Raw genomic sequence first — 22,178 nt, 5'->3', positions numbered from 1 at the left:
TCCCTCAACCAAATTAATCGCTGGGTGGATGTTGTTTTCCCGAGCTCCGGCAAGTGTTTAAAGACGTTTCATGTAAAGGGGCAATCACAATCCTACCACTCTTTCCTACCCCAGCTGAATTATGTTCCCTACAGCCTCAAGATATCGTAACCTGGTGGAAAGTATGTATGAAGCGACATTCCCGTTCCCTGCTTGCATTGGCCAAGCGTTCAATTGGTACGAAACAAGCCCATGATGCGTATAAACTTCACTTGGGACAGTTATTAGGGAAAAATGATGATCACGCTTCATCCAAACTCGAAAGAGTAACGTAAGATGTCACAAACGTTTAGGTGCTGATCCATTCGTTAAGCAAACTTGCCATTAAAGGAATCAGCGAAATTTCACTGGCGGGCACCTTAGGAGAAGCTGGAGATCTGGGTGGGTTCGGTCACGGAATGCGCTCCTTCGTCATGCAGGATTGCATCTCGCTGAGGCAAGCTCTGGCACCAGAACCTTCCTTTCAACTAATTTTGGGTACCTTTTTCGATAAAAAACCACGTAACATTACAAGTATTACGTGGTTTGCAAACTATAATATATTAAATTTTCACTGATTGTTCTTCTTGATAGATAATTTCACCATCAATAATAGTTGTTTCTACTTTTAAATCTTTAATTTGGTTTGGGCTGACACTTAAAATGCTGTCATTTAATATAACTAAATCCGCCAACTTTCCGACCTCTATGCTTCCTTTTATCTCTTCTTCAAAACTCGCATAAGCGCCATTCCAGGTGTATAGTTTAATAGCTTCCATTACGTTTATAGATTGATTAGCACCAAACTCCATTCCAGACTGGCTTTTTCTATTGACAGCAACATGAATTCCTAATAAAGGATTATAGTCTGTAACTGGCGCATCCGATCCACCTGCTGCCATGATGCCACGATCAATAAAATCACGAACAGCATACATGTGATTAACACGATCACCATAGTGTTGGACATATATCTCTCCGAATTCATATGGAAATGGAGGATTTGGAATAGGAACCATCTCGAGTTTTTTCATTCTCTCTTGTAAATCTGGTGAAGAAATTCCTGCGTGCTCAATCCGATGACGATGGTTTTTTCTTGGTGATTCCTCCAACGCCTTTTCCACACAATTCAAATACATTTCAATGGCTTTATCACCTTGTGCATGTACAGTGATTTGATAGCCTTTTTTATGTGCTTCACCTAAAACCCGATAGATTTCTTCCTCACTATAATAAAGAATGCCATAATTGTTAGAGTCACTGGAGTACGACTCACGAGTTGCAATTGTAGGCCCGGTGCTACTTCCATCTGTAAACAATTTAACTGGTCCAACTTTGAATCTCTCATCTCCGGTACCAGTTACAACACCAGCTTCGACCATTTTATTAACAAATTCATGGGAGTTATTCACCTGACATATCATTGCATATATTCGGACACGAATATCCTTACTCTTCACAGCTTGTTGCAGTAAACGGTAACTCTCAGGACCATTTCCACCTGCCTCATGTATACTTGTTATCCCCGCTGCAACGAAATGATCTGATGCAATTTTCACAGCCTTCATCAGTTCACTTTCTGTATAACTTGCAAACTCGTTCATACTCATATTTACTGCTTCAATTAATTTTCCTGTAAGCCTTCCTGCCTTATTCTTTTCAATAATTCCCCCATTAGGATCCGGGGTGTTCTCGTTAATTTGCGCAATTTCTAATGCTTTGCTGTTCACCACGCTTATATGGCTGCAAGTACGTGATACAATAATGGGGTGTTCATCTGAAATTTCATCTAGCTCAGCGATTGTTGGATAACGCTTTTCTTTCACACCGGTTTCATTAAAGCCCCAAGCACGTATCCATTCACCTTTAGGAGTTACTAAGGCTTTCTTTTTCAGGTCATCTAACAAAGCCTCGATAGAATCGATATGTTCAGCTTTACAACTTACCGCCAACTGATTCACCCCATAAAAAATGAGGTGAATATGAGAATCAATGAATCCAGGAAGAAGCGTTTTTCCTTTCAAGTCAATTACATCCGTTTTTTCTCCTATAAAACTCTTAACCTCCTGATTTGAACCAACAACTGCGATACGATTATCTTTTATTGCTACAGCTTCGACTACTGTATTCTTTTGGTCTACTGTAATAACTTCTCCATTTATCAATACAACATCAGCTTTCATAAACTCATCCCTTTCGAAATTACTCTTTTAGAGTGATCAATTCAGTATTTAGCATTCATCTGCTTAAAATTTGCCCACTCCCCATTTCACATTATTTCAGATTGATCTCATGGTTCATTTTATAATTCTTTTTCAAAAATACTGGACACTCCCATTCACAGACAAGGTCCTTAGCCAAGGAAACGACCCAGCCCTTTGTAATATGATACTTTTCTCCATCAACAGTAATAAACACTTCACCGTCTGTCACATAGAAAACTTCCTGTTCTTCTAAATGCCACATTCCTTTATTCGGTTCGCCCGTCCATGGTTCCCACGTGTCAACACCTAGTTGTTGTGCTTCTTCTGCTGTAAGTTTTTTCGCAAAAAACAAGATGATCCTCTCTCTTTCTTTAGGTAATTTTGATGGAATAGGTTTTATATACTTACTGTCTTAACATTTGTATCTTTTAAACGTTTGAACTCTTTTTTCATAAAGTATATGGCAATGAGAAGGCCTGGAATTTCTGCGGCAGGACCTGCGTACCATATACCTTCTACACCCCAGAATTTCGGGAAAATAAATAGAAACGGGAACATGAACAACAGCATTTTGCTAACACTAATAAACGTTGCGGACCAGTTTCTCTCTTGTGCTTCGAAATAACCGGAGATAAGCAAGCTGACTGCATTAAGCGTAAATAAAGAATTGAATACAACTGTCGTCCAAATGCCCAGTTTCTGCAATTCAGGATTACCAACGGAAAAAAATGACACAATTGGATCTGCAAAAATGATTAGTATGGCTGTCACAATCACAAAGAAGGCAACCGTAAAAATGAGTCCTATCTTAATTGCTTGTTTAACACGATCAAGGTTGCCCGCACCGTAATTATAACTAATGATCGGTTGAAGTCCTGTCATCCCACCGAGCGCTGCTAAGGCGAGCATATTTGTAATGTAACCGTTTTGAATCGTGAAAGCGGCAACGTGCAGCCCACCACCGTACCTTTGCAGCATGTTGTTGAAGAAAATAATGGCAATGAACATCATGAACAGACTCGAGAAAGATGCAAAGCCCGTCCAAGCCACTTCACCGATCGTCTTGAGATTAATCATCATATCTTTCATTTTTGGCTTAAGTTTTGTTTTACCAAACCAGAAATAAAAGATCAGGAAAACAGGGATCGATTGCGAAATCGTATTGGCCCATGAGGAACCCATCATTCCCATGTCATACTTCGTTACCATAATCCATTCTGTAATCCCACCAACAACTGCTGCGACTAACCAACTGTTCATTGATAATACAGGTTTTTCATCGATATTCGTTAAAACACTTAATACAACGGCCAATATCGTTAATGGCAATGAAATCCATAGCAGTCGGCTATATTGCACCGCATATGGAAGCGCTTCATCACTTGCTCCGAATAAGGTCATAATTTGATTTTCAAAGACCACTCCAATTACAGCTAGCAAAGTGGAGAAGAAAAGAGTAAACCATAAGGTTTGTCCCATAATCCCTCTAGCTTCTTCGACTTTCCCTTTTCCAAGGCGAAGTGAAATGACCGCTCCGGCTCCCACACCCAAAAGTACGCCAAGCATACGGGTAATAACCATGACCGTAAATCCAATTCCAATCCCTTCGACTTCCAGCTCCTGAAATCCACTGACGAAATAGCCATCGACAACCGCTGCAACTCCTAGAATTGCGTTAGCCATAATTCCTGCCAAAGCAAATCGTAAATATAGTAACGGAATACTTTTGGTTCCCAGCACTGAATCATGCGCTGGCTTATTCATTACTTCTACTTGCTCTTTCTTCGATGACGGACGGTTGTCTGCTATTTTCATGAGCATGTCCCCCTATAAATAATAGATGTAGTAAGTTAAGCTCAATTAATTCGCATACCAACCTACAGGCTTGGCATGCTGGTGTATATTGATTTGCTTCGTTTCCATAAAGTGCTCCAGCCCAACAGCACCTAACGCTCTGCCGATTCCACTTTGCTTATATCCTCCCCAAGGACTTTCAACATAAGCGAGATGATAACTATTAATCCAAGTAATTCCCGCACGCAATTTACTAATGACACGTTTTGCTCGATCCATATCTTCAGTAAATACAGCACCAGCTAATCCATAAATGGAATCATTCGCATTTTGGATGGCATCTTCCTCGTCTTTAAATTTCTGTACAACAAGGACTGGACCAAAAATCTCTTCCTTAACAATACGCATATTCGCATTTACATCAGTAAAGATCGTCGGCGCAATAAAAAATCCTCGATCAAGTCCATTTTCTGTTAAGCGCTTACCACCACAAACTAATTTTGCACCCTCTTCGATTCCGCTCTTGATGTAATGTAAAACTTCATTCATATGAGGCTCGTTTGTGAGGGCTCCCATTTCAATGTTTTCGCTTTCTCCGTTGCCAACTACAATTTTGCTTGCACGCTCGGCTAATCTTTCAACAAACTTATCGTAAATGGTCTCTTGTACAAGCAAACGAGATGCAGCTGAACAAACTTGCCCAGCATTGTGGAAAATACCAAACATCGCATTCTCGACTGCAGTTTCAAAATCCACATCGTCGAACACAATAAGTGGAGATTTACCACCTAGCTCAAGTGTAATTTTTTTCATATTTCCCGCAGCTGCGCGCATAATGCTTTGGCCTGTTTTTGTTCCGCCTGTAAAGGCAATCTTGTCAACATCATGGCTCTCGGCAAGCTCATTCCCAACTGTTGATCCAGGTCCCAATACCAAGTTTGCCACTCCGGCCGGAAGTCCAACCTCTTCGATAATTTCAAATAATTTGAAAACGCTTACAGGAGTGACCTCAGCAGGCTTAAGTACAATTGTATTCCCTGCGGCGAGTGCAGGAGCAATTTGCCAAACAGCTAACATTAGCGGGAAGTTCCAAGGTACAATAAGTCCACAAACACCAATCGGTTCATGAATAATAATTGTATCTGAAGAATCAGCACGAGTGTAAGATTCCTTTTTCATGCCTTTGATCAAGTCAGCATAATAACGGAAACATTGAATCGATACCGGAATATCCACCAGGGTGGTTGCACGAATAACTTTACCGTTATTTGCAGTTTCCAAACGTGCAATTTCAGCTGTCTTCTCCTCAAGACGGTCTGCAATCTTATAGAAATAGTCAGCTCTTTCATCAACTGATAAATTCGACCAGATCCCGCTGTCAAACGCTTTACGAGCCGACTTGATTGCTATCTTCGCATCGTCTGCTGATCCATCTGCAGACGTTGCAATCACCTCTCCGTTTGCAGGATTGATAATGTTTCGTCTATCACCGGATAATGCTTCTACCCAATTCCCGTCAATGAACATGTTTATTTTCATAAACAACTCTCCTTTAAGCAATAATATCCACCAGTTTAAAACCAATATGTGCTAGATTTACCAGCATGGTTTTCTGATTATAGAATGGGAATGATTTGAGGCGTTCCTTTTCAAATCGATATCCACCTGCACTCCCCGTAACGATCCATTGTGCCAATAACTTGCCAAACAATGTCGAGAGAGAAGCGCCATGGCCCGTATAACCCGTTGCGAAATATGCGCCTTCTTTGGATTTGCCGATAACAGGGAATGTATCAATTGTAACCCCGATAAATCCACCCCAACTGAAATCAATCTTGCTTCCTGCTAGTTTTGGCATAATTTTAACCATGGCATCGTAAACACTTTGATAAACGGCATCGCCTAAGTTTGGACGAATATCGCCACCGCCGAATACGATCCGATTATCTGGTGTACGTCGGAAATAGTAAAGGAAATTGCTTGTATCAAAAACCATGCGATCTTTAGGAATGACGGTATTCACCAGTGATTCTGGAAGCTGTTCAGTAGCAATAATACGTGCCGAAATTGGCAGTACGCCTTTGTTCAGTTCATTCAGGATTTTTCCGGAGTAACCATCTGTAGCGACAATAATGTCTTTCGCTGTAACAGCTCCTTTTTCTGTTACAACTTTCACTCTGTTTTGACCGTACTCAATAGATAGTGCTTTCGAATGCTCAAAGATTTTTGCACCGATCGATTTAGCTGCTTCTCCCAAACCAATTGCATAATTCAGTGGCTGGAACGAGTAACTCGAGTTGTCGACTAAGCAGCCATAATAAAGTGGGGAATCGATCTCTTGATACAACTGACTTCGATCAAGCACGCTTGAATCGTACCCAAAATTTTTGTTTAAGAATTCACTTTCATGTTTCAATTCTTCAAAATGCTTGGCTTTGTAAGCCGCCACAATGTGACCTGTCTTTCTAAAGTCACAGTTGATCTGATGCTCGTCAATGATTTTTTTAACCAGTTCAACGCTAAACAAGGAGAGATCGTTAAGCTGTCTTGCCTCGTCGGCACCATACTTTTTGGCAAGCTCCTTCATCGTCGGCTTATAGCCTGGCAATACCATCCCGCCGTTACGGCCGCTGGCACCATATCCGATCGTTTCTTGCTCAAGGACAATGACACTCTTCCCTAATTTTTGCAAATGATAAGCAGAAGAAAGACCTGTGAAACCTGCGCCAATAATAACAACATCCGCCTCTTCATTTCCTTCAAGAAACTTTCCTTTTTCGTAGCTGTTTGCAGTCACTGCCCACAGTGATAGCGTATCCATTCGATCCATCTTATCCATGCTTGTTATTCTCCTTATGTGACATGTATGCTATAATACAGTCAAAATTTATTCACAATATTCACACTTATTGAGTCCATCATATGACTTGGAGTTTCCTCCAAGTCAATAGCCATTTAGGAGTTTTTAGAATTCATTTTCATAAAAAAGTGGTGTAACTCCACTTTCTTCATTGGGGGGCATCTATGAAAATTGGTACATTTGCAAAGCTTTTTCATGTTACCACCGATACCGTTCGTTATTACATTGAACTGGGATTATTAATACCAGACAAAAAAAACACCCAGTATCAAATGAACCAATTGTGTCTCGACGACATGGCTTTTATTACTGAGCTGAAAAAATTTCATTTTTCACTGATAGAAATTCAACAAATTTTATCGTATCAGCGTGTCACAAACTTCTCGGACCATGAGGATATCGACTACTACAACAACTTTCTCATTGATAAAAAGAACCATCTGATTAAGAAAAAAGAAGACATATCAAAAACTATCAAATTGATTGAAAAAGCGGTTCAAACTAACTCGCCTTCATCCAAAGAAGAGAATTTTACAGGGGTCCCACTTTCCTTTGTAAATTTGCTCTATTGTCCGAAGTGCCAAATTCCACTTGAAATGAAAGATGTGACGATTAAAAAAGTTTACATTCAAACGGGAAGTTTAACTTGTACCTGTGGATACGAGGCAGCTATCGAGGAAGGTATTATCATTACCGGGAACTTGTACGAGACATCTCCTTATCCATCTTATTTTTACGATAAAGAAACGATTAAAGAGATCAATCCCAATATGATTAACTTATTTGAAAAAAGTAATTTTTGGTTTCAAAAAGTTCTACACAATGTAGATTTGAAAAACAAGTTAATCGTGGAAACAAACGTTGACGCTTTTGTGTCACTACCCAAATATATCGATGTTCTTGAAACGAGCGCATCCTATGTATTCAGTGGCTATTCGCTTGCGATGCTCAAGAAGGTTAGAAAAAGAATTGAGCGTATGAATCCGAAGCCAAATGTCCTTTATATTTTGAATTCTGATTTAAATCTGCCATTGAAACCGCTTAGTATCGATGTTTTTGTGGATAGTTTTACAGCAAATGATTTTTCACTGCTCAATCCGCAGTTCCCAATTCATGTTCTAAAAAACTATTTCCATAGCAGTTCAACAATTGTCGGCGGGTACTCCTATTATGATAGCTCGGGTAAATCCTTGAAAAATATTTCAGCCTTATATCCAAATTCCCACGAGCATATTTTATATCCAAAATACTTAGAAGAAAATTTATCAGGCAACGGATTTCAAATCACGCAAAGTGAAAATATCGGTTACTGTACAGACCCAGGACCTTTTTTTGATTATCATGTAATAGATGAAAAATTCCACATGCAAATGTATTTGGCCAGTATGAAAAAATAGCACACAAAGAGGCTGGCCGAAAAGTAGGCTAGTTGACGGATAAGACAGCTCCCTTGTAGCAAAAAAAGTTCTGGTGCGAAAACTTCGAGATAATTACAAGTAATCTCTAAATTTTGGACATACTGATACTATTACTCTAATAAGGTGCTTCAGAATGGAAAAGCGAAATTTATTCAAGTGGAAACATTATCATCATGATATTTTTTTGCAAACAGTAAGATGGAAACTTTAGCTTTCGTGATTAGGTAGAAATGTTGAAAGAACGGGGCTTATCTGTTGCTCATACAACGATTATGCGTTAGGTTCATCAGTATAGTCTTGGATTAGACAAACGAATCCGTCGTCATCTCAAGCAAACCAATGACTCTTGGAGAGTCGATGAAACATAAATCAAAGTGTACCTGTACGATTCGAATGGAAATACCATCGATTTTCACCTAAGCAAAACAAGAAACCACAAGGCTGCAAAGCAATTCTTTGCAGTCTTTTCATATTTTTTGCCTCGTTTCGTGACAGTCAATAAAAATCCAGCTTATCCTATTGTAGTTGAAGAATTGAGAAAAAAAAGATGCCATTAGGCATCCAAATAAGACAAGTGAAATATCTCATGAAAAAGCAGGTTCATTCGATGTAAGGATAATGAATTACGCTTAGGAATTTCAATTACCTCCAGATTGTTACCCATCTTTTTTAAGTACATAAATGAACTTTTCAATACTCCTTAGATTATGTGTTCTGTTATAAATATAATAGCACGATTACTTACAAGGTCTTAGCCGGTTCATTTCAACAGATTCTAGTCATTACCATATTTTTTTTACGTACCAAGAACGTCGAGGTGTTACTTCTTTAACATATAAATTTTACGAGGTCTTCCCCGAGGTGATTGAAGTTCTTCTCCTTTGTACTCCACTAAATCACTTTCACTCAAACTACTCATAATTCTCTGGGCATTTCGAACGGTCATGGATAAATGAGAAGCTAAGTCTGAGGAAGTGAAGCCGTCCCAGCCCATACGATCAACCAATGCTTCTATCTTTTTATACGTTTTTACACTAATGTTAGCCTGATTCAATTTATCTAGCAGTTCTTTATCATTAGAACGGAAGGTATAGGCCAATTGTTCTTCTTGACCTACGGATTCAATCATTACACCATCTTCTTGGATAACGACAATACCGGAACTGTCTTGCTTCTTCGAATGACGGATCGCCTTGCGGGCATTGATTTCTGCCGATGCAGCCGTCTCACCAAAACCAATACCAACTGCAACCGGGACATCCATTTCAAGGGCCAGTTGTTGAACTGTACTTTGCAAGCTGCCAATTTCCCGTTCAATTGCCTTTCGTGAACTAAATATTTGATAGCGGCCGTTTCCATTTTCGATGAGGGAGCCATCTAATTTTTCGCAAAATGTAAGTAATGTTTGTTTAATCTTAAGCTCCACATGCTGCAGATGGTAACGAATATTAACCTCGTCAACAAATTGATCGAACTGATCAATTTCAATGATTTCTACACCAATCTGGCTATCCTTGAAATAAGTACTTTTTGCTTTTTCAATCAAAATCTTGACCGCTTGCCGAATTTCCATCTTTGTCATATTTATTTTGTAGACAGCAACATTTTCTTTCTTCAATGCCTCATATACAGATTGTAAAACGGTAAGGACACCATTTACCTCCCCTTTCCTCCACAACTGAAGATGAAATTGAACAATTTCTTGATAATCATATTGTTCATCAAATGTTTTAACATAAATATGTTCGGTGGAAATCCCTAGCTCTTGCAGCGACTCATGCAAAAAAAAGTCTTCTAATCGAATCATATCGATGGATAACTTATCGAAAAAATGTTTTTGATCTGCAGACATTTGTAATAAACATCTATATAAACTAGATCCTACAGGAGGACAATATGTAAAATTGGCCTCTGAATCCAACATTCCTTTTGCTATTCTATAAGGAACTGGTCCAGAGAAAAACCAACCATTTACTGTACTTTGGTGATTTTTTATAATGTCCGTTACCTCACGTGCATCTTCATATGGAAAATCAATAAAATCTATTTCATGTTCAAATTCATTAGTAACATCCCGAATTTTCTTTATAGATGAAAGTGGACCTACAACCCCAATTTTATACAAGTTTATTTCACCCCTACATAATACTATTAGTTTTATTATATCAAAATAACCAACCCTAACATGGAATAAAAAATGAGATCCAAATATAAAAGCATGTAAAGCACCGTTTGACATAAATAAACGGTGCTGCTTAATATGGTTTCTTATCTTTCGTGAGTTCAAGAGTGGCAGGACTTATTGATTCAAAGGTTTCGAATCCTATTGTTCATTTAACAATAATTACCAGAAAATATTTTCCCTTTTTTCTGAAAATTTTATTGAAATAGATTATTCTTAATTATATAATACATTTAACGAAAATAGCGTTAAATATTCGTTAAATAAAAATCAGTATATTGGAAGGAATTAATGAAGTTCACAAAGGATGAAAGACGGTAATTTGAGTTTAAGGCATGTTTAGAGAAAAAGTTTATAAATGGAATGGTGCAAAACGCACAAACTACAAATGGAAGAAGGTTTAGGAGGAGAATGTAATGGAACAAAAAGTAATGAAAGATACAACTAATCTTCAAAATCATAAAACGGGTGGCTTTTTCAATCGAGTAGAGCGAATAGGAAATAAGATCCCCCACCCCTTTATCTTATTTATTTATATGATTGCCTTTTTATTTGTTGTAACCGCTCTCTTATCAGTCTTCCATGTTTCGGCATCGGACCCGATAAGTGGAGAGAAAGTGGAAGTTCAAAACCTCTTAAGCCGTGAAGGCATCCAATGGATTTTGCCGAATATGATTAAAAACTTTTCCGGCTTTTTACCACTGGGATCTATTTTAGCTCTTATGCTAGGAGTAGGATTAGCGGAAAAAGTTGGATTGTTAGAAGTTTTGATTCGGAAAATGTCGTTAAAAGTCTCAGGGAAATACGCTAGTTATTTAGTTGTATTTGTTGCCTTTTTTAGTCATGTTTCTTCTGATGCTGCGCTTGTTATTATGCCTCCCCTTGGCGCTTTAATTTTCCTTGCTGTGGGACGTCACCCTGTTGCTGGGTTGCTCGCTGCCATCGCTGGGGTTGGTTCAGGTTTCACTGCCAACTTATTAATTGTCACAACTGATGTCTTGCTTTCAGGAATTAGTTCGGAAGTAGCGAAAGGCATGAATGCAAATTTGACTGTTAATGTTACTGATAACTGGTTCTTTATGGCGACTTCCGTTCTCGTACTAACGGTAGTTATATCCTTGATTACAGATAAATTCGTCGAGCCGCGCTTAGGAAAGTATGAAGGTGGCGGCCAGCATAAAAAATTGGAGCAATTAACGAAGCAACAAAACAAAGCACTCCTGGCTACAGGAATTTCAGCATTGATTTTTATAGCTGTTATGGCCGTTTTAGTCGTTCCAGAAGGAGCTCTATTGCGAAATCCAGAAACTGGAGCCATTCTCCCCTCTCCATTCATGTCTGGAATTGTCGCAATCATCTTACTCTTCTTTTTTACAGTTTCCATTACTTATGGAGTTAAGGTGGGAGCGATCAAGAAACAAAATGACATTCCGGAATTATTGGTGGACCCAATTAAAGGAATGGCCGGATTTATTATTATGGTTTTCCCGCTTTCCCAGTTTGTCGCTTGCTTTAACTGGAGTAATATGGGTAAATTTTTAGCTTTATCCATCACAGATCTCTTGGAACAGCTAAACATAGAAGGTGCACCTGTCCTAATTGGGCTAATGTTCTTATCTGGACTTCTTTCCATGTTCATTGCTAGCGGATCTGCAATATGGTCTATATTGGCACCCGTTTTTGTCCCAATGTTCATGGTATTAGGCTATCATCCTGCCTTCGCCCAAATGTTGTTCAGGGTAGCAGATTCATCTGTACTGCCATTGGCACCTGTATCTCCATTTGTCCCACTATTCTTAAGTTTCTTACAAGAGTATCGAAAAGATGCAAAACTAGGAACTTATTATTCTCTTATTTTGCCTTATCCGATTATCATCTTCATCATTTGGACGCTATTGGTAGTCGTTTGGTATTTCCTTGGCCTCCCAATTGGTCCCGGAGTATATCCGAAATTACCGTAATTTGAAAAAATCTCAAGCGCCCCGCATGCCCCTTATCCGACTTGAGGGGCTGGGATGCTTGGTCCGAACACAAAAAAACACGCTCAAACAACACTAGGAGTGAAACGAAATGGATATTATTTCTTTAAGACGTGATCTTCATCAACACCCAGAAGTTGGGTTTACCGAATTTCGAACTGCTTCAAAGGTAGTAGAAGCACTAACTTCTCTGAAATATAACGTGATATTTGGAAAAGACGCATTAGATGGTGATTCTCGCCGTGGAGTCCCCCCTAGAGAAGTATTAGAGGAAACATTTAATAGAGCATTACAAGATGGCGCCAATCCAGAAATCCTCCAAGAAATGGAGGGCGGATATACTGCCGTCATAGGTATATTAAAAGGTAAAACTGATGGCCCAACCGTCGCTTTCCGCTTTGATATGGATGCATTGCCTGTTACGGAAAGCAATGATTCTGACCACTTCCCACAAACAAACGGTTTTCGTTCCAAATATGAAGGGAATATGCATGCCTGTGCACACGATGGCCATACGGCAATTGGCTTAGGGCTTGCTGAAAAATTAGCCGACCAGGATTTTGCAGGAACGGTTAAGCTTATTTTTCAACCAGCTGAAGAAGGCGTACGCGGTGCCTATTCAATTGTACAAAAAGGAATTTTGGATGATGTGGATCATATATATTGTCTGCACCTTGGCACAGATGCCCCTCTAGGAGAATTTCATGGTGGGTCTTCCGGCTTTTTAGCAAGTACGAAAATGGCTGCCCATTTTCATGGAGTATCTTCTCATGCAGGTGCATCTCCTGAAAAAGGAAAAAATGCTTTATTAGGAGCAGCCACCGCATTATTAAATATTCACGCTATTCCAAGATTCAGTTCAGGTTCTACCCGCGTGAATGTAGGTGTTCTTAATGGAGGAACAGCCGCTAATATTATTCCAGCGTATGCAAAAATGATCATTGAAACCCGATCTGTAACCGAAGAAGCAAATGCTGAAATGGAGAAACGTGTTCGAAATATCGTGGCTCACAGTGCAGGTATGCATGAGCTTAAACATGAAATTGAAATCATAGGTCAAGCAATTACGATTCAGTGTGATCAAGAGCTTGTAGAACTGGCCATGGAAGAAGCTCGAAACGTAGATGGTTTTTCAACAATCAAAGCATGCAGGGAATCCGGTTCTGCTGGCAGTGAAGATGCAAGTTTTATGATTCGAAGAGTACAGGATAATGGCGGTAAAGGAACATATATGATTATTGGGACTGATATTCCCGCTCCACATCACCACCCTAAATTTGATATTCAAGAAGAAGTTTTACCAAGGAGTGTAGAACTTTTGAATCTTATTGCAAGACGGCTTTTAAAATAATTTTCATATTTAACTCGAATGAAACAAAGGAAGGAAAGAGTGAAATGACATATGTAAATAGACTATCAGAAATCATTGAACAAAAAAAAGAAAAATTCATTGAAGTCAGTGACTGTATATGGAATTTTGCAGAAACACGTTTTGAAGAATATCAATCTGCTGAATTGCTATGCAGCACCTTAGAAAGCGAAGGATTTTCTGTTGAAAAAGGTGTTGGAAACATAGAAACGGCATTCATTGGCAGCTTCGGAACCGGTAAACCTGTTGTTGCAATCATGGGAGAATTTGATGCGTTGTCAGGTATGAGTCAAAAAAAAGCTACAGCTAAACAAGAGCCAATTGTACAAGGTGAAAATGGCCATGGATGTGGACACAATTTACTTGGTACGGGTTCTTTAGCTGCAGCTGTTGCAGTGAAGGATTATATGGAAGAGAATCATATAAATGGGACAGTTCGTTATTATGGATGTCCTGGAGAAGAAGGCGGATCGGGCAAAACCTTCATGGTCAGAGAAGGTTTGTTCGATGACGTTGATTTTGCATTTTGTTGGCATCCTCTGGATGTTAACGGCGTGATGTCGATGGATTCGCTTTCCAATTTCCAAGTGTATTATAAATTTAAAGGCAAAAGCTCTCATGCGGCAGCATCACCACATTTGGGACGGAGTGCTTTAGATGCTGTAGAACTTATGAATGTTGGCGTGAATTATTTAAGAGAGCATATTATCCAGGAAGCAAGAGTCCATTATGCGATAACGAATTCAGGTGGATTATCGCCTAATGTGGTCCAACAAGATGCAGAAGTTCTTTATTTATTACGCGCTCCAGAAGTTTCACAAGTTCAAGATATTTACTTGAGAGTTTGTAATATTGCTAGAGGGGCTGCCCTTATGACAGGAACTGAAGTAGAAATTGTTTTCGACAAGGCCTGTTCCAATGTTATCCAAAACACTGTGTTGGATTCCGTCATGTATAGGAATTTTCAAGAATTAGGTATTCCACAACACAATGATGAGGAAAAACAGCTTGCCAAAGAAGTCCGCGCTACCTTAACCGAACAAGAAAGGAACAGTACAATCAATCCATTTAAAGATAATCAAGATGATGCTCTGGCAAATTGGTTAGAACCCATTGAAGGCTTCCAAGCGCCATTAACAGGTTCCTCGGATGTGGGGGATGTTAGTTGGATTGTTCCTACTGCCCAATGCACAACAGCTTGTTTTGTTCTTGGTTCCCCTTTGCATAGCTGGCAGTGGGTTACACTCGGATCAACATCTATTGCCCATAAAGGAATGCTTCATGCTGGCAAGGTTATTGCGGCAACTGCAGTAGAAGTACTTCAAAATCCTGAATTAATTGAAAGGGCTAAAACAGAGCTAAAAGAACGATTACAAGGGAAAAGCTATATCTCCCCTATTCCGCAAGATGTAAAGCCTTTAGTTAAAAGATAGACTAGATTGGTGAGTTGCTGTTATCGTCAATTGTCCGTAGATATATGGTAATTTAGTTCATGGAAACTTATTATGTATAAAAAGGGGTTCGGAAAACATATCTTTCATCAAAAGATGTTCCCAAACCAACACCTTCAACTCCTCAAGTATGGTTTTTATCTATATGTTAGAACAAAGTTGATTGGAGAGAAAGGTGCGAGACTCCTGCGGGAAAAGCGCGTCTAGGGAGACCCCGCAGGCGCAAGCCGAGGAGGCTCGCGGACCGCCCGCGGAAAGCGAGTGCCTGGATCGGAAATCTACGTCCAAATTGTACAAGCCATAAAAAAACTGTTGTAAACTCGATTTCTTCGAATTTGTCTACAGTCTCAGGGATCTTCGATTGGAATGTCCCTTTTTCATTTTGGCTTTTATTAACTCCCGTAAATCTCTAAGTGTCATAAAATTAATGGTAAGAAAGCTTAAACCTTCATATTCAACAGATATCCTTCAATATCGTGCTTGCTTTTTAATATAACTATTAGCTTTTCAGGGTCACTCTTTTGAAGATCTGCAAATCTGGTTTTCATGTCTTTTTTGCGAGGAAAGTAGGTGGTCATGATAAATTTAATAAACTGCCAGTCTAATTTTTCATTGCAGCCTTTGCCCATATCAGGTCTTGTTTTACCTAGATAAGACAACCAACGTTTTATCACACGGTAAAGGCAAACACGGAGAGGAAGTTCTAAATAAATAATCGTATCGGCAAGCTCCGAACGTAAATTAAAAGAATTACTATAATTGCCTTCCATTATCCACTTGTCATGACTCAATACTTCCTTCTGAGCAGAAATGAAATCCTCTAAAGGAGTTTCCACCCAGCCAGGCCTCCAGTAGAAAGTATCCAAATGATGCACTTCGATATTCAAATTATCTCCAAGTCTTCTTGCAAAAGTAGATTTTCCAACACCCGCGGACACTCCGATAACCATGATACGTTCCATTGATTTACCAGCTTCCTCACTTTATTTATTGAAATAACCAGTAAGTCTACCACATATATATAACCTTTTTAACATCCCTCTTCCCCTTCCTCTTCCTCTACCCTTCCCTTTTAGTTCCATAAGAAAAGGCGACCCTTCTTGAATGAAGAATCGCATCAGTTATATAAAAGGAAGTATGGTTACTGCGTTGTCCTATCAATGAACAAGCCTGCCTTATTTTTTATCTCTATTAAATCAGTTGCCCTAAATGTTTCTTTGCCTCGTAATCAACAAGTTTTTCATCCTGCTTAATTCGTGCCAGATAATCCGGGTTGGCTATAAGCGGACGTCCAATCGCCGCAACGTCAATGATGCCATTTTCCAGTGCGGCTTCTGCAGTTTCAGGATCAAACCCGCCCACACCGACTATAATTCCATCCCAGTGGCTGCGTACCAATTCATGCATGGTCAATCCTCTTGCAATCGGTTTGGTAAATTCCATCGTGGATGGGTGAATCATTTTGACTCCTGTTTCATTGAACGCCTCTATAAATGTTTGGATCGCTGTTTCAGGGTCTTCCCACATGTAAGATGGCTGGTCAATTTTCAAAGCCGAGAAACGAATAAGGGTACGTTCCACTCCAACCGTATCAATAACTGCTTTTAGCACTTCCTTCATAAATGTCAGGCGCTGTTTTAAATCACCACCGTACCGATCGGTCCTCTTATTGGAAGTGTTAGAATTGAACTGGTCTATCAAGTAGCCGTGTGCACCATGAATTTCAACGCCGTCAAAGCCAGCATCCATTGCATTCTTCGCAGCTTGTTTATATTGGTTCACAACTTCTGCAATATCCGTCTCCGTCATTTCCTCAGGAATGTCAAAAGGTTTGCCGAATCGTGAAACCTTTCCTTCTGCAGCAATAGCTGACGGGGCCTGCGGAGGAAGTCCTCCTGCAATTTCATGGTGGCTTGCACGGCCCACATGCCAGATTTGCGCAATAATCGTTCCGCCTTCTGCGTGTACTGCTTCCGTTACTTTTTTCCACCCGTTGATTTGCTCTTGAGTATATATTCCGGGAACCCCAGGATTGCCCTTTGCTCTTGGTGAAATCACTACACCTTCAGTAATGATAAGCCCGATTCCATCTTGTGCCCGTTTTCGGTAATATTCTACGGTCAGATCATTCACAACACCGGTTTCGTTATCGGCAAACGACCGAGTCATAGGAGCCATTGCCGTTCTTGTTTTTAAGTTCCATGCTCCTATTGTTACAGGTTCAAACATTTTGGTTTTTATTGTATTCATTTGAATTCCTCCTTAACCGTCTTTACCTGGGCTAAATTTTAGTAACTATTACTGTGTAAGATTATCCGATAAGTGGTTTATTTTCAAATAATTTACTCTGTTTTTATAACTTTTGATAAAATATGGTAATAAAGACCAATGAAAACGTTATTGTTTTTTCCAAACAAAAAAGCCAAACAGAGAATATATTTCCCCTGCTGGCTAATTTATTTTTCTTCATTAATATCTTATTAGTCTCGTGCTGTTCTAATAAAAAACGACACGATCAAACCAATGATTGCAAGGACAAGACCGAAAATGAAGGCATCTTGAACGCCTGCAGTCAATGAACCGCTTATGGCAGATGGATCGAACGGATCTTCTGCATTTGCCATATAATTTTTTTGTGATGCTGACATGATTGTAATGGCAACGGTTGTACCGATGGCCCCTGATACTTGTTGCAATGTATTCATTAGAGCCGTTCCATCCGGATAAAGATTTTTCGGCAGTTGATTCAGCCCATTTGTCTGGGCCGGCATCATGACCATCGAAACACCAATCATAAGGAGAGAATGCATGACGATTACCATAATAATCGTAGTTTCAGTCGTTACGTTCGTCAAAGTCCATAACATGATAATCATAATAATGAAGCCTGGGATCACTAACCCTCTTGGCCCGAACTTATCAAAAATGCGCCCCGTAACCGGAGACATGATACCATTAAGCACTCCACCCGGTAAAAGTACCAGCCCAGCTGAAAACGCAGCTAATGTAAGCCCGGTTTGCAGGTATAGCGGTAAGAGAATCATGGATGACATGATGATCATGAAGGTGATGAAGACGGTTATTAACCCTAACGTGAACATCGGGTATTTAAAAACGCGCAAGTCAATCATCGGTTTATCCATGTTGAATTGTCTTACAGCAAACAGGAATAGCGCTATAAGTCCGACAATGATCGAGGATAGAACTATCGCATTGCTCCACCCTTGCTCTCCAACAATACTAAAACCATAAACAATTCCCCCAAAACCAATGGTCGATAAAATGATGGAAGGTACATCGATTTTAGATTTGGTGATTGTTGAAACGTTTTGCATATACTTGAGACCGAATAGTAAAGCGATCACAAAGAACGGCAAAGACACCCAGAAAATGTAATTCCATTTTAGATTTTCAATAATTAAACCTGATACTGTCGGCCCGATGGCTGGGGCAAACATGATCACCAGCCCCATCAATCCCATCGTCGCTCCCCTTTTATGAATAGGGAAAATCAATAAAATCGTATTGAACATGAGAGGCAATAAAAGACCCGTTCCGATTGCCTGGATGACACGGGCTAGCATCAAGATGCCGAACCCAGGTGCAATTGCTGCAATGAGCGTCCCAATGATGGAGAACACCATGGAGGCAATGAATAATTGACGAGTGTTGAACCACTGGATCAAGAGTCCCGAAACGGGAACCAATATCCCCAATGTTAATAGGTAACCCGTTGTCAGCCATTGCACGGTGGAAGGACTGACATTGAATTCTTGTATTAGATCCCCCAGCGCCATGTTTAATGCCGTCTCGCTGAATAACCCAATGAAGCCTGCAATTAAAAATGCAATTAAAATGGGGGTCGTTCTAATGACTGGGTTTTGTTGCTGTGTTGCATCTGTAGACATAAAATAATTCCTCCAATCACTAACTGTTCGACCTAAGCTTAAGATAATTTTTTCTATGACTTATTTATTTATCAGCAATAATGGTATCTGTTCCGCAATGGCTTGGAGAGGTTCACCGTTTTTCGCCGTTAAAGATAAAAGGATACCGCCTTCAATTAAAGCATTAATTACGATACTCAATTCTTTTGCCCGTTTCTCACTGAATTCCGCCTCGAGTAATTTCTTCACATATATGGATTGCCAATCTTCTATCGCTTCTTGACAAGCCGTTCTTATCTGCTCACTCGTCGTATATGTTTCCGCCGCAATCGTCCCGATTGGCAGTCCTAATAGATTTTCACTATCACCAAAAACCTCGGATAAATGAAAAATATGAGCCTGAATGGCTTTGATAGGGTCTTCGATTTCATCAAATCCTCGTTTAATTTCATCTATCACGAATTCTTTTGTATGAATAATCGCCTCGATCGCCAATTCTTCTTTGCCTTTCGGAAAATAATGATACAGCGAGCCTTTTGGGATACCACTTTCCTCAATAATGTCCTTAAGCCCTACACCGTAATATCCACGTATACGAAAAAGTCGGGAAGCAGCTTCAATTAGAATGTCTTTCGAGTTTCGTTTTTCTGCCATAGCTGGATCACTCCTTAAAATTATATCAACCGGTCTATTAGAGACTATACTTGTATATCATTGGTTTGTCAAAAATGACAGCCTATGAATGGAATATGCTATTGAACTCATTGAAAACAAAAAGAACACCTCATAATGGTGTTCTCTGCAAGTTTTTAAAAAAATCAATACCTTTTATATAGAATCTGGTATTATTTTCAAACGCTTCCATTATTAATCCATTACACAGGCCTACCTTCATTATCTTCAAGGATTCTTGTCATGATTTTTGAAATCAAGAATAGCAATTACAAACATGCCAAAGCTTAGCATCAGGGAAATAACTTCGAAAGTACCCATTCATACATCGCCTCCTTATATCAGCTTTTCCTGATCAGAGATTGTCCTATACAAGAAAAAATGAAAGGGTGGCTTTTAAACAAAAAAAGGCAAACCCAATCAGGGTCTGCCCTCTACTCCATTCATATCATTGATCGTTGAATCTTTCTGTTCAAATGACCGATTACTGTCAATAACCCAGCTTTTTTTCCACAACGTTCATTAGGGGTTTACCGTCAGAAAAAAGCTTTAAATTTTTCAGGAATAATTCCATCACACGCTCAAGGTGTTTGGAAGAGTTGTAAGCATTATGTGGGGAAACCATGACATTTTCAAGCTGCCAGAAAGGGTGATCCTCAGGTAAAGGCTCTACTTCAAACACATCGAGCGCCGCCCCAGCTATGTGCCCGTTGCTCAAGGATTCAATTAAATCCTCATCCACAATCGTATTGCCTCGGCCGACATTAATTAAATAGCTGCCTTGTTTCATTTTATTTAATCGTTCTTCATTTAAAAAATATGATGTCTCTTTCGTAAACGGGAGCGCCAAGACGACAAAATCGGATCGTGAAAGGACCGCATCCACTTGATCCATACCCATTATCAAATCAGCAGGTTCATATTCCTCGTTCCTCTTGGCGGGATTTCGGCGACAGCCAATAACGGTCATTCCAAGTGCCTTACATCGCTTTGCTATCTCAAAGCCAATGTCACCATACCCAATTATCCCCACAGTCGAATTCTCAAGGTCTGTCACAGGAATTTCAACCCATTTTTTATTCATTTGATTTCGGATCATTGTCGGCACACCTCTTGCTAACGAAAATAGCATCGCAATTGTATGCTCGGCTATCGGGACAGATGTGCAGCCTTTGACATTGGTGATGATGACATCGCTGTTTTGTATATCTTCATTCAGCATGGCCTCCACTCCAGCACTGTCTGAATGGACCCATTTAATCTTTGGAGCTTTTTTTATAATGTTAAGATTATCATGAAGACCCAGTGTATAAAGGACATCAAACTTTGATAAATCAACTGTTGGCTGTGGTTCAGGTTCGCCGAATTCCCATGGCTCGACAACAACTTCTGAACAAATCTCCTTAAACTCATTGATGTATTTTTCCGGTATATCGACCCTGATATAAAGTGAAGGTGCTGTTTTCTTAGAAGCGGACATTATAAAACCTCCTCAAGAACCTACGATTCCTCTTTCCCTCTTTTATGGGAAGGCAATCCGTTGCGATTATACCATGCCGTGCTGCTTTATTATCACTTCAGGAAATCTGGTTGCTCTTTTCTGATTCTGTCCCAAAGAGGCTGAAAACTCAGCCATCCCTCATATTCCGTTCCCGTTTGTTCTGCCGTTAACTTTGCATACTCTTCTTCTATAAAAATAGGCTTACCTACCGATTCAGCCATTATCTGTGCTTGACATGAACGTTCCATCGTTATGAACCACCACGCAGCTGAATCTACAGACTGGCCCACCGTTAACAATCCATGGTTGCGGAGGATGACAGCTTTGTATTGACCTAAAGCCCTGGCAATTCGTTTCCCTTCTTCTGATGCATAAACCACACCAGTAAAATCATCAAATAATGCATGGTCATTGTAAAATTGGCAGGCATCTTGCGTAATCGGATCTAAAAGTCTCCCTAAGGAAGACCATGTCTTTCCATAGACCGAATGAGCATGTGCCGCTGCAATGGCGTCCGGTCGTGCTTTATGAATTTCGGAATGTATGGCAAAGGCAGCACCATTCACTGAATGTTCACCCTCTACAATATCACCTTTATGATTAACCAATATAAGATCCGAAACGGAAATTTGACTAAAATGCATCCCAAACGGATTGACCCAGAAATGGTCTGTATATTTAGGATCACGGACCGTAATATGGCCAGCTATCCCTTCATCGAAACCAAACTTTGAAAAAAGGCGGAATGAAGCTGCCAACCGTTCCTTCCGGTGATTGCGTTCTTCTTCCATCGTATTGAACGTTGCGGGTTGCAGGGAAATTGTCTTTGTCATTTTTCTTTCC

General features: G+C 39.8%; 16 protein-coding genes and 2 pseudogenes. 6 read left to right on the top strand and 12 right to left on the bottom strand.

Annotated features, from left to right (window positions below):
* The first annotated feature begins 167 nt into the window (after positions 1–167).
* Positions 168–314, top strand: coding sequence for a hypothetical protein (locus NYE63_RS04855; protein ID WP_342604282.1), 147 nt, complete (start codon positions 168–170; stop codon positions 312–314).
* Positions 315–581: 267 nt separating this feature from the next.
* Here the strand turns inward: NYE63_RS04855 and NYE63_RS04850 are convergent, their stop codons facing one another.
* The 5 genes from NYE63_RS04850 to NYE63_RS04830 all read right to left on the bottom strand — a co-directional run bounded on the left by NYE63_RS04850 (position 582) and on the right by NYE63_RS04830 (position 6,855).
* Positions 582–2,201 carry an amidohydrolase gene (locus tag NYE63_RS04850; protein WP_342604281.1) on the bottom strand — a complete coding sequence of 540 codons (1,620 nt, stop codon included), beginning with the start codon at positions 2,199–2,201 and terminating at the stop codon, positions 582–584.
* Positions 2,202–2,292: 91 nt separating this feature from the next.
* The gene (locus tag NYE63_RS04845) at positions 2,293–2,574 is read right to left on the bottom strand and encodes a cupin domain-containing protein (RefSeq protein WP_342604280.1); all 282 of its coding nucleotides are present in this window, start codon (positions 2,572–2,574) and stop codon (positions 2,293–2,295) included.
* 44 nt (positions 2,575–2,618) lie between these two features.
* Positions 2,619–4,037 (bottom strand): MATE family efflux transporter, encoded by a 1,419-nt coding sequence (locus NYE63_RS04840; RefSeq protein WP_342604279.1) that lies wholly within the window; start codon positions 4,035–4,037, stop codon positions 2,619–2,621.
* 45 nt (positions 4,038–4,082) lie between these two features.
* Positions 4,083–5,555, bottom strand: a complete 1,473-nt coding sequence (locus NYE63_RS04835) for an aldehyde dehydrogenase family protein (protein WP_342604278.1) — start codon at positions 5,553–5,555, stop codon at positions 4,083–4,085.
* 13 nt (positions 5,556–5,568) lie between these two features.
* Entirely contained in the window at positions 5,569–6,855 is a 1,287-nt protein-coding gene (locus NYE63_RS04830; protein ID WP_342604277.1) for an FAD-binding oxidoreductase, read from the bottom strand.
* Between the two features lie 185 nt (positions 6,856–7,040).
* On the opposite strand from NYE63_RS04830, the gene NYE63_RS04825 reads away from it, so the two are divergent.
* Together NYE63_RS04825 and NYE63_RS04820 are read left to right on the top strand one after the other, a co-directional pair.
* Positions 7,041–8,273 carry a MerR family transcriptional regulator gene (locus NYE63_RS04825; protein ID WP_342604276.1) on the top strand — a complete coding sequence of 411 codons (1,233 nt, stop codon included), beginning with the start codon at positions 7,041–7,043 and terminating at the stop codon, positions 8,271–8,273.
* Between the two features lie 154 nt (positions 8,274–8,427).
* A pseudogene (locus tag NYE63_RS04820) lies at positions 8,428–8,880 on the top strand (DDE-type integrase/transposase/recombinase); the annotation flags it as partial.
* Positions 8,881–9,114: 234 nt separating this feature from the next.
* On the opposite strand, the gene NYE63_RS04815 reads toward NYE63_RS04820, so the two are convergent.
* A complete protein-coding gene (locus NYE63_RS04815) occupies positions 9,115–10,419 on the bottom strand; it encodes a hypothetical protein (protein WP_342604275.1) in 1,305 nt (434 codons plus the stop codon).
* A gap of 488 nt (positions 10,420–10,907) precedes the next feature.
* Between NYE63_RS04815 and NYE63_RS04810 the strand changes: the two genes are divergently transcribed.
* The 3 genes from NYE63_RS04810 (at position 10,908) to NYE63_RS04800 (ending at position 15,257) form a co-directional block, all read left to right on the top strand.
* Positions 10,908–12,437: an AbgT family transporter gene (locus NYE63_RS04810; RefSeq protein ID WP_076368026.1), complete on the top strand. Its 1,530-nt coding sequence runs from the start codon at positions 10,908–10,910 to the stop codon at positions 12,435–12,437.
* A gap of 109 nt (positions 12,438–12,546) precedes the next feature.
* Positions 12,547–13,806, top strand: coding sequence for an amidohydrolase (locus NYE63_RS04805; protein ID WP_342604274.1), 1,260 nt, complete (start codon positions 12,547–12,549; stop codon positions 13,804–13,806).
* 44 nt (positions 13,807–13,850) lie between these two features.
* Positions 13,851–15,257, top strand: a complete 1,407-nt coding sequence (locus tag NYE63_RS04800; RefSeq protein ID WP_342604273.1) for a M20 family metallopeptidase — start codon at positions 13,851–13,853, stop codon at positions 15,255–15,257.
* Between the two features lie 458 nt (positions 15,258–15,715).
* Here the strand turns inward: NYE63_RS04800 and NYE63_RS04795 are convergent, their stop codons facing one another.
* The 6 genes and pseudogenes from NYE63_RS04795 to NYE63_RS04770 form a co-directional block, all read right to left on the bottom strand.
* Complete coding sequence (locus NYE63_RS04795; RefSeq protein WP_342604272.1) at positions 15,716–16,237, bottom strand: topology modulation protein; 522 nt, start codon at positions 16,235–16,237, stop codon at positions 15,716–15,718.
* Between the two features lie 229 nt (positions 16,238–16,466).
* Positions 16,467–17,513: pseudogene (locus tag NYE63_RS04790) on the bottom strand (alkene reductase); the annotation flags it as partial.
* 242 nt (positions 17,514–17,755) lie between these two features.
* Positions 17,756–19,183 carry an MDR family MFS transporter gene (locus NYE63_RS04785; protein ID WP_342604271.1) on the bottom strand — a complete coding sequence of 476 codons (1,428 nt, stop codon included), beginning with the start codon at positions 19,181–19,183 and terminating at the stop codon, positions 17,756–17,758.
* A 60-nt stretch (positions 19,184–19,243) separates the two neighbouring features.
* A complete protein-coding gene (locus NYE63_RS04780) occupies positions 19,244–19,816 on the bottom strand; it encodes a TetR/AcrR family transcriptional regulator (protein ID WP_342604270.1) in 573 nt (190 codons plus the stop codon).
* Positions 19,817–20,324: 508 nt separating this feature from the next.
* A complete protein-coding gene (locus tag NYE63_RS04775; RefSeq protein WP_342604269.1) occupies positions 20,325–21,314 on the bottom strand; it encodes a D-2-hydroxyacid dehydrogenase in 990 nt (329 codons plus the stop codon).
* 92 nt (positions 21,315–21,406) lie between these two features.
* On the bottom strand, positions 21,407–22,168 hold the full coding sequence (locus NYE63_RS04770) for a class II aldolase/adducin family protein (RefSeq protein WP_342604268.1): 762 nt from the start codon (positions 22,166–22,168) through the stop codon (positions 21,407–21,409).
* Positions 22,169–22,178 lie beyond the last annotated feature (10 nt).

Source organism: Peribacillus sp. FSL E2-0159 (assembly GCF_038643155.1).
Taxonomy (GTDB): Bacteria; Bacillota; Bacilli; order Bacillales; family DSM-1321; genus Peribacillus; species Peribacillus simplex.
The sequence above is the reverse complement of the archived record's forward strand: the minus strand, read 5'-3'. Positions and strand labels throughout refer to the sequence as shown.